Source organism: Aquabacterium sp. TM01, assembly GCF_057808345.1.
Window position 1 is genome coordinate 2,582,724 of sequence record NZ_AP046529.1, and the last position, 11,630, is coordinate 2,594,353.

The 11,630-nt window shown below is 61.8% G+C and carries 11 protein-coding genes and 3 pseudogenes; 8 read left to right on the top strand and 6 right to left on the bottom strand.

Features of this window, described 5'->3' with window-relative positions:
- Positions 1-2: 2 nt before the first annotated feature.
- Both AC3WW4_RS11805 and AC3WW4_RS11810 read right to left on the bottom strand, forming a co-directional pair.
- Positions 3-854: pseudogene (locus AC3WW4_RS11805) on the bottom strand (ATP-dependent nuclease); the annotation flags it as partial.
- Positions 736-1,542, bottom strand: a complete 807-nt coding sequence (locus tag AC3WW4_RS11810; RefSeq protein ID WP_488828656.1) for an N-6 DNA methylase — start codon at positions 1,540-1,542, stop codon at positions 736-738. The gene AC3WW4_RS11810 and the pseudogene AC3WW4_RS11805, both read right to left, overlap by 119 nt.
- Before the next feature lie 119 nt (positions 1,543-1,661).
- On the opposite strand from AC3WW4_RS11810, the gene AC3WW4_RS11815 reads away from it, so the two are divergent.
- The 5 genes and pseudogenes from AC3WW4_RS11815 to AC3WW4_RS11835 form a co-directional block, all read left to right on the top strand.
- On the top strand, positions 1,662-3,242 hold the full coding sequence (locus AC3WW4_RS11815) for an AAA family ATPase (protein WP_488828657.1): 1,581 nt from the start codon (positions 1,662-1,664) through the stop codon (positions 3,240-3,242).
- A gap of 307 nt (positions 3,243-3,549) precedes the next feature.
- A complete protein-coding gene (locus tag AC3WW4_RS11820) occupies positions 3,550-3,717 on the top strand; it encodes a hypothetical protein (protein WP_284465235.1) in 168 nt (55 codons plus the stop codon).
- Between the two features lie 48 nt (positions 3,718-3,765).
- On the top strand, positions 3,766-3,966 hold the full coding sequence (locus AC3WW4_RS11825) for a hypothetical protein (protein ID WP_284465236.1): 201 nt from the start codon (positions 3,766-3,768) through the stop codon (positions 3,964-3,966).
- A 2-nt stretch (positions 3,967-3,968) separates the two neighbouring features.
- Positions 3,969-5,480 carry a hypothetical protein gene (locus AC3WW4_RS11830; RefSeq protein WP_488828659.1) on the top strand — a complete coding sequence of 504 codons (1,512 nt, stop codon included), beginning with the start codon at positions 3,969-3,971 and terminating at the stop codon, positions 5,478-5,480.
- Between the two features lie 21 nt (positions 5,481-5,501).
- Positions 5,502-6,140: pseudogene (locus AC3WW4_RS11835) on the top strand (type I restriction endonuclease); the annotation flags it as partial.
- A 361-nt stretch (positions 6,141-6,501) separates the two neighbouring features.
- On the opposite strand, the gene AC3WW4_RS11840 reads toward AC3WW4_RS11835, so the two are convergent.
- Complete coding sequence (locus tag AC3WW4_RS11840; RefSeq protein WP_488828661.1) at positions 6,502-6,939, bottom strand: DUF4158 domain-containing protein; 438 nt, start codon at positions 6,937-6,939, stop codon at positions 6,502-6,504.
- 194 nt (positions 6,940-7,133) lie between these two features.
- Here AC3WW4_RS11840 and AC3WW4_RS11845 point away from each other — a divergent pair, with 194 nt between their 5' ends.
- From AC3WW4_RS11845 to AC3WW4_RS11855, 3 genes and pseudogenes are all read left to right on the top strand, one after another.
- Positions 7,134-7,541, top strand: a complete 408-nt coding sequence (locus tag AC3WW4_RS11845; protein ID WP_488828663.1) for an IS5 family transposase — start codon at positions 7,134-7,136, stop codon at positions 7,539-7,541.
- Positions 7,511-7,945, top strand: a complete 435-nt coding sequence (locus tag AC3WW4_RS11850; protein ID WP_488828665.1) for a transposase — start codon at positions 7,511-7,513, stop codon at positions 7,943-7,945. The genes AC3WW4_RS11845 and AC3WW4_RS11850 overlap by 31 nt, the downstream gene beginning before the upstream one ends.
- Positions 7,902-9,320: pseudogene (locus tag AC3WW4_RS11855) on the top strand (IS91-like element ISCR21 family transposase); the annotation flags it as partial. The gene AC3WW4_RS11850 and the pseudogene AC3WW4_RS11855, both read left to right, overlap by 44 nt.
- Positions 9,321-9,426: 106 nt before the next feature.
- On the opposite strand, the gene AC3WW4_RS11860 reads toward AC3WW4_RS11855, so the two are convergent.
- From AC3WW4_RS11860 to AC3WW4_RS11870, 3 genes are all read right to left on the bottom strand, one after another.
- Positions 9,427-9,861, bottom strand: coding sequence for a nuclear transport factor 2 family protein (locus AC3WW4_RS11860; protein WP_008645849.1), 435 nt, complete (start codon positions 9,859-9,861; stop codon positions 9,427-9,429).
- Complete coding sequence (locus AC3WW4_RS11865) at positions 9,861-10,565, bottom strand: SDR family NAD(P)-dependent oxidoreductase (protein WP_008645848.1); 705 nt, start codon at positions 10,563-10,565, stop codon at positions 9,861-9,863. The genes AC3WW4_RS11860 and AC3WW4_RS11865 overlap by 1 nt, the downstream gene beginning before the upstream one ends.
- Positions 10,566-10,655: 90 nt before the next feature.
- On the bottom strand, positions 10,656-11,567 hold the full coding sequence (locus tag AC3WW4_RS11870) for a sterol desaturase family protein (protein ID WP_008645847.1): 912 nt from the start codon (positions 11,565-11,567) through the stop codon (positions 10,656-10,658).
- Positions 11,568-11,630 lie beyond the last annotated feature (63 nt).

Sequence of the window (11,630 nt, forward strand, 5' to 3'; positions counted from 1 at the left end):
TGCGTGGCGATGAGGGCCTGGGCGTCCGGGTGCTGAACCATGGTGCTTAAAGCACTAACGATCCGCCCAAGGTAGTGCGGGGAGAGGCTGTTTTCGGGCTCTTCAACGGCGACCAGAGTAAAGACAGGTGGGCGCAATTTGTCGGGATCAAACGAAGTGTCTTGCCCGGCGAGTACGGCGCGGCCAATGGCTTGAGACGACAGTGCGAGAGACAGGTACAGCATCGACTTCTGACCGTCGCTCAGCCGGGAAAAATCGACCAGACTCTCATCGTGCCCAGGCGAAAATGAAACCGACATGTGGCGCAGCAAGGTCTCAATCTCGGAGGCCACAAAGGTGATCTTCGGATCGGCGAAGAACTTGCCTTTGTGCAGCATGGACCACGTTGTTTTGAGGCTTTCGCTCAACGCATTGACTGATGGGTTCGTCGCCAAGCTGTCACTGATCTGATCGGTCAGCGTCTTGATCTCGTCACGCTCCGCATCCCACTTCACTGCGCGAAGCATTCTTCCTAGAAGGGCATTGGCGCCGTATGCGATGTGGTCGGCCGGATCACGCTGTGCCGGAAGATAGTGGACGTGGATTTGGTTACGCTCAGCTCTGGGAACTTGCGCAGTGCTGAGTGGCTCGCCGTCAGCATCCAGGTCCAGCACGTACGACATGGATTCTTCGATATCACCATCCACACCCAAGCTCGCACTGAGACGGTAACGAACGCGCGGAATACCGTCGTGCTCATCCAGCCGCATATGTGCAAAATGCGGCGCTACGGTTGTGTTGTCTTCGTCTTCTGCCAGCTCGGGAAAAAGGAAGTCGGCCTCGATCCAGAGGTGTCGTTCGCCTGGCGTTTCTTTCTCGCTGCTGGGAACATGGAAGTCTGAGCGCAGGATTCGGCGCAACGACGGGTCGAAGGCGAATAGTTGAGGTAGTGAGGTTTTTCTCTTGTCCGTACAGCTTGCCCCACAGCCGCTTGACGTCGCCATGCTGTTCCTTCACGTGCTGCACGGCGGCCAGCAACATGCCGCCGGTACCGCAGGCCGGGTCGTAGATGGTCTCGGCTTCTTTGGGATCGAGCATGTCGATCATCAGCCGCACGACGCTGCGCGGGGTGTAGAACTCGCCGGCCTTCTTGTTGGTGGCGTCGGCGAACTTCTTGATCAGGTATTCGTAGGCGTCGCCAAGCAGGTCCGAATTGACGTTCTTGTTGCCGAACGGCAGCTTGGAGAAGTGCTCGATCAGGTCCTTGAGCAAGGCGTCTGACAGTCGCTCCTTGTTCGACCACTGGGCGTCGCCAAACACGCCATACAGCGTGTCCGGGTTGGCCTTCTCGATCTCGCGCATCGCGCGCTGAAGGGCACCCAGGTGGTAAAGCAACGCCGTCACGCGCGCCGCAGAGATGACCTGCGGTTTACCTTTCAGCCACGCAGACAGGTTGGCCGCGCGGATGCCGGTGGCGTCAAACACCGCTGCCAACGTGAGGCCTCGCAGACGCAAGAGCGCGCCGGCCAGTATGGGGAGTTGCTCGCTGCTCAAGGCAGACATGTCGGCCTCCAAAAGAATCACAGTAAATCACTATAACCAAGAGCAGCACGGCAAGCGAACACTGGATCATCGCGCCTTACATTGTTATAGTAATTTATAGTTAATCAAAAGAGGCCGCCATGACTCGTCCTAACAGCCGTCGCCCCATGAGCCGCGCCGCCTACCAAGCGAGCCTGGCGGCCTTTAAAGCCGAGCACCCTTGGCTGGCCAAGCAGGTGTTGGAGCCCGCCCCTGGCCACTTGGCGGTGCTGGCCCACTTCGTGGGCCAGTGCGAGCTGCTGATGAAGCCGGCCGACTACCGCCACCTGCCGCTGTTTTGCGCCACCAACCAGCGCGACAAGCTCAGCCTGCGGGTGGAACTGGTGGGCGCCAGCATCAACAGAGACAGGGCTTTGTTGGATCTGATCGAAGCTGCCCGGCATGCCGCCCAACAACATTGCCCGGTTTGCTCGGCGCCCGTGATTGGCGGCGATGCGAACGCAGGCCAGGGCGTGCGCTGCAAGCAGCACGAGGCCACCATCGGGCTCTTCGCCGAAGACCTCAAGCGCAATCACAAACTGGCGGTAGCGGCAGGGCTGCTGCCGGCCGCCACCAAGCCCGAGAAGTCGGTGCGTGGCGAGCCGCTCGATCCGTCTATCGACGAGGCCGTGCACGCGCTGGTGCAGGCGCTGCCCGACATGAAGCCACCGGCAGCGGCGCCGGATCAGCCCGCTCCGCAGGCACCTCGGGCAACACCCCAAATCGCGTTTCTGAACGCCGCAGGCCTGCGCAGCTTTGTAGAGCGCCACCGCGCCAAGCCCGACGAAAAGGCCAAGCGGGCCCAATACATCGCCGAGCGCATCCGGGCCGCTGGCCACGAACGCCGCAAGCTGGGTGAGCTGCCCGATGACTGGACAGAGCTGATCGAAGACTTCCAGCGCGACTTCCCCAACTTCGCTGAGTTGGCCGAGGTACTGCACGACCACTTCGCCCTGCATGCGATGGGCGATGGCCGTGTGGCATGGTCGCCCATCCTGCTGGTCGGTCCTGCCGGGATTGGCAAGACAGAGGCCGCCCGCTGGCTGGCTGCGCGGCTGAGCCTTCCCTTCCGTGTGATCGACATGGCCAGCACCCAGTCCAGCTCGCCGCTGGCCGGGTCGGAATCGTTCTGGTCGAACTCGGAGCCTGGCGTGGTGTTTGAGCAGTTGGCCTACCAGCCGCTGGCCAATCCGGTGATCGTGCTGGATGAGCTCGACAAGACTGACCAGCAACGTCAGTACGACCCGCTCGCGGCGCTCTATACCCTGCTGGAACCTCGCAGCGCGCGCGACTTCATCGACCTCTCGATCCGCGATTTCGCCATCGACGCCAGCCACGTGAACTGGATCGCCACGGCCAACAGCATCGAGAGCATCTCAGCACCACTTCTGTCGCGCATGACGGTGCTGCATGTACAGGCCCCGACGCCAGAGCAGGTGGCCCACATCGCTCGACAGATGTATGGCCGCATGCGGGCCGAGAGCCCTTGGGGGTCAGGTTTTGCGCCGACGCTGGACGACCAGGTGCTGGACAAGCTGAAGAACTTGCCGCCGAGAACCTTGGGGCTGGCGTTGAAGCGCGCGCTGGGGCGGGCAGCACGGGACGAGCGGGATCACATTCGGGTGTGCGACCTGCCTGACCTGTCTGCCGCAGCTCGCAAACCGATGGGGTTCACGGCATGAGACCGCTCCAAGGCGCACGCACCGTACGGGTGTGAGCGTTTCAGCGCAGCTGCCCTGTGTGGCCAACAACGCTGGCAGGCAGTGTGCCGGTTGAGCATGGGCGCAACTCAGAGCGCTGCAAACGAGTGGCGCTGATGGCGCGGCGCATCCCACCCTTCTAGGAGTGGGCGGATCGGGACGCAGCCGCAGCAAGAAGATCAAAACAGAAAATTTCTTCAGCGGTCGCGCGGGATACCAACTGCCGCAAGAAATCTAACCTTTCGACTGTTGCCGATGTGCGCAACGTCACCATTGAAAGGTTTCCCCAATGTCCAAGTCCTCTGCCAAGTCCACCCCGATGACCAGCCAGGCAGCCGCTCGCATCCAATCCTCCACCGCAAAGGCCAACGGCGGGCAAGTGCCAGCTGGTAGCTTCGCTGCGCGGGCACAGAGCGCCGCTGCCACGAATCAAAGCGGCGCCAAGGGCTCGAAGTAACCGGAGCTGAGCCTGGCGCCAGCGATGGCGCCAGGCCTGAAGTTGAACATGAGATACAGCAATGACAAGACGGTCTCCGCCCTGGTGCGGACACTGGTCCGCTCAGGTTGGCAGTACGTGAACGGCAAAACACATGGCAAGCTAGTCGCGCCGAATGGCCGCAGGCTTGCGGTGCCGGGAACTCCGAGCGACTGGCGGGCCAACCTGAATTTCCGCAGGGACATTCGCCGCATCGCCGCGATCAAGTGACCATGACAAGACAACAACCCCCGTACCCCAGATTCGGCGAATGCATCTCGGCCTTGGCCGGAGCAATTGACGCCAACAAGACCGGCAGCGACGTTGGACGCTTGGCCCGAGAGGGCGATTTCGACTGGGAGCGACTGGATACGGTCATCGCCGAACTACTCGTTGACAGCATTGCAACAGTCGTCGGAGAGCCAACCCGCCAAATCTTTGAGCGCTGGGTTGCCGCCGTTCGGTCTGCCTACACGACGCTTGTGCTGGACGTGTCACTGGATGCCCTGGGACGCAACGATGTCCTTCCAGTATTGGTCGAGCACTTCTTTGCTCCGTCCGGCGGACAACTGCTGCGGCAAATCAGCGCCGACATCCCGGGCCCTGATTTGCAGCTCTTGCTCGCGGACAGACAGCAACCACTGCAGGTGACGCTCGAATGGCTGGACAGCGCCGTCGGATGCCCCGTAGAGAAGCTGCTGTATCCAGGAAGCACTGGATCGGCGCGGGTCGAGCAGGAAAAGGTCCGAAAGTGGCGTACCGGCACCGACATTCCATCAGCGCAAAGTATCAAGCTGTTTTACCAAAGGTTGACCGAACGCTGGAAGCCCATCCCTGCCTGCCCTGTTTGGCTGATGATTGCTTCTGCCCTGTCGAGGCTAGAAAAGCAATCGGCGGCACCGCTGCGGTCGTTGTTGCACCTTTACGTACAAGGGACCACTCCGCCCAGGAGGCCCATTGAGAAGCTGCTATCCGAGTTGGTCGTCCGCGCCGGACACGCATGGCCCGAACTCGCTGAGCCTGGCCGACAGCTTTGGCACGACCTCCGCCGCACGTCGGCAAAGCGGCCCGGCGATCAAGAGCGCACATGGCAGCAAATCGAAGCACTGGAGCGGCTGGCCACAACCAGCGACCCGGAGGGACGCACCGCTTATCACTACAGCTGGATGAAAGGCCGCTGGCATGTGCTGTCCGGGCAGTATCAGGAAGCGCTTCCGCACTACAAGAAAGCGTTCGAACAGGCGTGCTACCGAGCAGGGCACCAAGTCAAGGACATCATTTCCGAAGCGTCATGCCTGTCGGCCTTTCTACCGAAGGAACGGGTGTTCCTGAAGCAGCTCAAGCATGTGGGCATCACACTCGGGCTGTACCGCAAGCCTGAAGCCGGATCGGTTCTCGAAGATTGGGAACTTGATCAGCTCGCACTGCAGCTACCGCTCGAATTTCCAGCATGCGGACGATTCGCGGAATGCCAGCAAGATCTCGCAGATGAGCCCATTCAAGGGTGGCTTTTCATCGACCGAGACGCTATTGCCAAGTTGAAACCCGACCTCAAGACACCGAGCCGCGTACGGGCCGTGCATTCTGCAGATGGGCAGGTTCGCCGCTGGCCACAGTTACGCCTGTTTGCTTCGTTTGGGCTTCTTGAGCAAGTCAAAGCTCTGCTCGACGCGGGCGCGTCGGTACCTAGATCCGTCCCTACGGCGCTTTCACAAGATTGTGGAAATGTGGGAGTTGGAGCTTGAATGGGAGCGGGAGGCTCAGCGATGACATCACTGCACAAAGAAATCGAATTCGAAAACGACATCTGCAACCACTTGGCTGCCAACGGTTGGCTGTATGCAGACGGGGATGCCAAGGGTTACGACACCCCCCGTGCGCTGTTCCCCGCTGACGTAGTGGCATGGGTGCAGGCCACCCAGCCCGAAGCCTGGGCCGCACTGAGCAAAACACACGGCACGAATGCAGATTCCATGCTGCTGGAACGCCTGCGCAAGCAGCTCGACGACCGTGGCACGCTCGACGTGTTGCGCGTGGGTGTGGAGATGCTGGGTCTCAAAGCGCCGCTCAAGATGGCCCAGTTCAAGCCTGCTCTGGCCATGAACCCCGATCTTGAGGCTCGGTACGCAGCCAATCGCTTGCGTGTGGTGCGCCAGGTGCGAACCAACCATGACGACATCATCGACTTGGTGCTCTTTCTGAACGGTATCCCGGTGGCCACGGCTGAGTTGAAGTCTGAGTTCACTCAGGGCATCAATGAGGCGGTTGATCAATATCGTTTTGATCGGATGCCCAAGCCAAAGGGCAAATCCACGACCGAGCCACTGCTGGACTTTCCTCGTGGAGCACTTGTCCATTTCGCTGTCACCAATCGCACGGTGATGATGACGACCAAGCTGCAAGGCCCAATACCCATTTCCGTGTGCCCGGACATCTCCTCGCAGTTGCATGGCATCCCGCCTCAACATAACCAGGAGATCCCACCATGACCCAAGAGAAGACCTTCAACGTACAAGTGACGCTCAAGAACAAAGGCCCGAGCCAATCTGATGACCAATTTCTGAATTGGATGAACGGCTGCCTGAACTGCAACACCAATCGGGTCGAAGCAGACGTGCAACGAGCATCGCCTGTTGTCGTGGTCGAAATGGAAGGTGGCGTCATTCAAGACACCACGGCCAATTCACCAGTACGAGTGATCGTGCTTGACCGTGACACAGACGAAGCAGATCGTGACGGTGTGATCGAGTTCCAAGGTGATGAGGTCTATGTGAACGACATCGAACCGGAATTGGATGAAGCCTTTGTCGATGACGTGCAACGGGCTTGCTGCGTCGAATTTAGCGTTTGGTGTGGCTCCCAATGCCACCTCCGCACGTTCGTCATAGAAGAGTCGTTCCGCGTGCAACGTCGACTTGAGCGTGAAGGTCTCAGCGAGGCGACTTCTGGTGCTGCAATGCCAAGCTCGTTGCCAAGGTGGCGCCACAAGGCTACTGGAATTACCCGAAAGGCACCGAGCAAACGCCCACTCATGCGCAGGAAACCAATATGGAGCGCCAGACCAAGCTTGTGGGAATCACCTCGGCGTGCATTGATTGCGTCGCGCTCGGCACCATCGAAGGTGAAAAATGCCTTCATCTCGAAGTCGCTGATATCGCGGGGGAGCCCACGCATCCCCAAAAACGTTGTGTGCCAACCCTGCATCGTGAACCTCAAAAGTGGGAGGCCACCATACCCGTTTACAAAGCGAACAGGAAAGTCAATGAAATCAACGGTCTACCCAGACCACCCCCGCGCCAGTGCTAGCTTTGCGTACCGTCACTTATTGCACTGAAAACGAGGAGACCCCGGGTACCTTCCCCTAGGGCCTGTTAACACTACGTGCTAACATACTGCGCATGGAACTTACGCCTGCGCAATTCGCGCGTATCGAGGATTGCCTGCCGCGGCAGCGGGGCAATGTGTCGCTGGACAACCTTCAAGTGCTCAACGCGATCCTGTTCGTGGCCGAAAATGGCTGCAAGTGGCGGGCCCTGCCCAAGCGGTTCGGCAACTGGCACACGATCTACACGCGGATGAGCCGGTGGGCCAAGGCCGGGGTCCTGGATCGGGTCTTCGAGCGCATGCAGGCCGAACAGCTGGTCCGGGTGCGGCTGGAGGCGGTCAGCCTGGACAGTACGATCGTCAAGGTCCACCCGGACGGCACCGGCGCACGAAAAAAAACGGCCCGCAGGCCATCGGCCGCTCCCGCGGAGGCTGGACCACCAAAATTCATATGGCTGCCGCGGATTCCCGCTGCGCGTTAGCCTTCTCGCTTTCGCCGGGCCAGGCGGGCGATGCCCCAGCCGGTCGCGCCCTGCTGCATGCCCTGCCACCCCTGCCCGCGCGCTGCCATCTGGTCATGGATCGCGCCTACGAGGGCAATGAAACCCGGCAGCTCGCGCCGGATCTGGGCCTGGATCCGGTCGTGCCCCCCGCATCCGCTGCGGGCCCAGCCATGGGCGTACAACACCGAGATCTACAAGCGCCGCAACGAAATCGAGCGCCTGTTCCGCCGTCTGAAAGGGTTCCGCCGCATCTTCAGCCGCTTCGACAAGCTCGACGTCATGTTCGCGGCCTTCATCCACTTCGCACTGATCGTCGAATCGTTGCGATAGTGTTAACAGGCCCTAGTGCAGGCGCACTACCCGGACTTCATCGCGCGTCTTGAGGCCGAAGACCGCCCGCTGCCCGAGTATGTGCGCGAGGAGTTCGAGACCTACCTGCGCTGCGGCGTGCTCGAGCACGGCTTCCTGCGCGTGGTCTGCGAGCACTGTCGTGCCGAGAGGCTGGTGGCGTATTCCTGCAAGAAGCGCGGGCTGTGCCCGAGCTGCGGCGCACGGCGCATGGCCGAGTCGGCGCGGCATCTGGTGGACGAGGTGTTCGGCCCGCGGCCGGTGCGGCAATGGGTGCTGAGTTTCCCGTACCCGTTGCGCTTCCTGTTCGCCAGCAAGCCTGAGGCGATCGGCCCGGTGCTGGGCATCGTGCATCGTGTGATCGCCGGTTGGCTTGCCGATCAGGCCGGCGTGCCGCGGGATACGGCGCAATGCGGCGTGGTGACCCTGATCCAGCGCTTCGGCAGCGCGCTGAATCTCAACATCCACTTCCACATGCTGTGGCTCGACGGCGTGTACGAGGACACCACCGAGCGTCCGCAGCGCAAGCCGCGCCTGCACCGCACCCGTGCGCCCACATCGGCGCAACTGACGGAACTGGCCAACACCATCGCGCATCGCGTGTGCCGGCACCTGACGCGCAAAGGCTGGCTGGAAGGCGAGGACGAATCCGTGTTTCTGTCCGACAGCGCGGGTAGCGACGACGGCATGGATGGGCTGCGGATGAGTTCGATGACCTACCGCATCGCCACCGGTCGCGACGCTGGCCGCAAGGTCGTCACGCTGCAAACATTGCCCGGTGACGCAGGCTCGCTGGAGGGCGATGCCGGCAAGGTCGGCGGCTTCTCGCTGCATGCCGGCGTGGCCGCGGAAGCACACGAGAGCCACAAGCTCGAAAAGCTGTGCCGCTACATCACGCGCCCGGCGATCAGCGAGCAGCGGCTGTCGATCTCACCGCAGGGTAGGGTGCGTTACCAGCTCAAGACGCCGTGGCGCAATGGGACCACGCATGTCGAATGGGATGCGGTGGACTTCATCGCCAAGCTGGCGGCACTGGTCCCGCCACCTCGCGCGCATCTCACCCGCTTCCACGGCGTATTCGCCCCGAATGCAAACCTGCGCGCGCAGCTGACGCCATCGGGGCGCGGCAAGCGGCCTGCGAGCGATGCAGTGCCGGTGGACGTCAGCGCCCACGACGAACCGCGCAGCCCCGAGCAGAAGCGCCGTGCGATGAGCTGGGCGCAACGGCTCAAGCGGGTCTTTTCCATCGACGTCACCACCTGCGCCCACTGCGGCGGCGCGGTGCGGATCGTCGCCAGCATCGAAGACCCCAAGGCCATTCGCGCCATCCTCGCCCACTTCGAGAAACACGGCGCGCTGGAGCAAGCGCACTACCGGCCCGCAGCGCGCGCCCCGCCGCCGGCCGCGTGACGAGGTGCCGGCCACGCAGCCGGCAGCCAAGCCAGAGTCCGATCCGATGCGGCCACGACCCCGCAGGGCTGCGCTCGGCCCTGTGCCGGGATTCGGTGAGAAATGGCTACGCACTGAGCCGCTGCGTGGCCCCGCGATGTCGAAAACCCACGCATGAACCCCCGATCTGTGCCCGATCTGTGCCCAAAGCGGCGCTTGCGCGGCCGCTTCCTACCTGCCAGACTCGCAAAAAAGGGCGGTTGAACTTCCTATACCCGACCTCGCCCTCGGCGCGGTCGCCGGCTAGCTTGAGGTTCACGGTCGTCACGTTGTGATGCAGGATTTCCATGGCCTTCTGGATTTCCGGCAGCTTGTCGATGAATTCCATCGCCAGGCCCTTGGCGAAGTGGCCGTGATCGTCAATCGCATCCTCGTGATAGAGCGTACGCATCTTGACGTGATCGTGGCGGTCGGCAGCGTTGCAGTAGGCCATGATCAGCTCGTAAATCGCCTGCTTGTCGAGCAGTTCGTCGAGCTGCTGTTCGCGCGTCTTGCCGCTCATCAGCTCAATCCCACGACCGGCAGCGCGACGCCGTGCACCGCGCGCGCCTGCTCGGAGCAGAGGAAGGTGATGACTGCCGCCAGATCGCCCGGCGCGACCCATTTCTTCGGATCGGCGTCTGGCATCGCGGCGCGATTCGGTGGCGTGTCGATGATGCTGGGCAGCACGCAGTTGACGTTGATGTTCTGCTCGCGCAGTTCGCCGGCCATGGCTTCGGTGATGCGGATCACCGCGCTCTTCGAGGCGCTGTAGGCCCCCATCTGCGCCACGCCTTTCTGGCCGGCGCCAGCGCCGACGTTGACAATCTTCCCGCCGCCGCCCGCCAGCATCGCCGGTACCGCGGCGCGCACGGCATTGAGCAGGGTGCCGACGTTGATGTCCTGCATCTTTTGCCAGTCGGCTGCCGCAGTGGCATGCACCGGGGTGCCCATGGCGAAACCGCCGGCGATGTTGCAGAGGGCGTCGAGACGGCCGAACTTCTGCATCGCGGCGTTAACCGCATTCTGCGCCGAGGCAGAGTCGAGCAGGTTGGCCGGCAGCAGCAGGCGTGTGTCGGCGGTGCCGGGATACGCTTGTTGCAGCACGGCCTCGCTGACGTCGGCCAGCGCCAGCCTGGCGCCACCAGCAGCAAAGCCTGCGGCAACCGCCTTGCCGAGAGAGCCGGCCGCGCCGGTAATCATCACCACCTGATTGTCGAAGCGCATGGCGTTTCCGTATGAGGAATCTGGTTTATTGAAGCAGACGGCAATGTGCGGGCGAATCCTGCAATCGTGTGAGCCCGCATGCCGGCGATTTCAGCTTGCCTTGGTGGCCGCTTGCGTCTGCCAGTAGGGGTGATCCGGCGGATATTGCGGACCGTCCGGCGACCACTCCGGCGGGCCGAAAATCCAGCCCAGCTTGTTGCGCCAGCCCTTGGCGTTCCAGACCTGGCGCAGCATGAAGGCGGTCTCGTGGAAAATCACGGTGGGCAGGCTGAAGGTCTTGAGGTCGTGCACCAGGCCGTATTTCACCGGGACGTCGCGGCGCTCTTCCTGGAAGGTGCCGAACAGCTTGTCCCAGATAATGAGGATGCCAGCGTAGTTCTTGTCGATGTAGATGCCGTTGCTGCCGTGGTGGGCGCGGTGATGCGAGGGCGTGTTCATGAACTTTTCGAGGAAGCCCAGGCGGTCGATGGCCTCGGTGTGGATCCAGTACTGGTAGATCAGGCTGATGCCGAATTGCACCGCAATCGCCAGCGGGTGAAAGCCGACGAAGGCCAGCGGCAGGTAGAACACGAAGGTATACGCCGGGCCCAGGGTCGACTGGCGCAGCGCAGTACTGAGGTTGTAGTGCTCGCTGGAATGATGATTGACGTGCTCCATCCAGAACAGGCGGCAACGGTGCGCGCTGCGGTGATACCAGTAATAGGTAAAGTCGTCGGCGAAGAACAGCAGCACCCAGGTCCACCAGACGAGGGGCGAGAGCGTGAACAGGCGATGTTCATAGACGAAAGCAAACAGCCAGCCGGTATAGCCTGCGCACAGGGCCCGCATGCCGAGCTTGATCAGGCCCAGCGAGATGCTGACGCTGCTGTCCTTGATCTCGTAGCCCCTTTTGCCCTTGCTCTTGGCGCGGCGCAGGGCGAACCACTCCCAGGCCATCAGGACCAGAAAATAGGGCATGGCGATGTAGAAGATGTTTTTGGCCCACCAGTCCAGCGTTTCCATAAGCTCCTCGATTCGCACGATGTATTGACTGTTAGCATTCTCTCCATTGTGTATCACTTGCCG

Coding starts and splice junctions, on each gene's coding strand:
- AC3WW4_RS11810 (WP_488828656.1), bottom strand. CDS start 1,542: ATGTCTGCCTTGAGCAGCGAGCAACTCCCCATACTGGCCGGCGCGCTC.
- AC3WW4_RS11815 (WP_488828657.1), top strand. CDS start 1,662: ATGACTCGTCCTAACAGCCGTCGCCCCATGAGCCGCGCCGCCTACCAA.
- AC3WW4_RS11820 (WP_284465235.1), top strand. CDS start 3,550: ATGTCCAAGTCCTCTGCCAAGTCCACCCCGATGACCAGCCAGGCAGCC.
- AC3WW4_RS11825 (WP_284465236.1), top strand. CDS start 3,766: ATGAGATACAGCAATGACAAGACGGTCTCCGCCCTGGTGCGGACACTG.
- AC3WW4_RS11830 (WP_488828659.1), top strand. CDS start 3,969: ATGACAAGACAACAACCCCCGTACCCCAGATTCGGCGAATGCATCTCG.
- AC3WW4_RS11840 (WP_488828661.1), bottom strand. CDS start 6,939: ATGCAGGGTTGGCACACAACGTTTTTGGGGATGCGTGGGCTCCCCCGC.
- AC3WW4_RS11845 (WP_488828663.1), top strand. CDS start 7,134: ATGGAACTTACGCCTGCGCAATTCGCGCGTATCGAGGATTGCCTGCCG.
- AC3WW4_RS11850 (WP_488828665.1), top strand. CDS start 7,511: ATGGCTGCCGCGGATTCCCGCTGCGCGTTAGCCTTCTCGCTTTCGCCG.
- AC3WW4_RS11860 (WP_008645849.1), bottom strand. CDS start 9,861: ATGAGCGGCAAGACGCGCGAACAGCAGCTCGACGAACTGCTCGACAAG.
- AC3WW4_RS11865 (WP_008645848.1), bottom strand. CDS start 10,565: ATGCGCTTCGACAATCAGGTGGTGATGATTACCGGCGCGGCCGGCTCT.
- AC3WW4_RS11870 (WP_008645847.1), bottom strand. CDS start 11,567: ATGGAAACGCTGGACTGGTGGGCCAAAAACATCTTCTACATCGCCATG.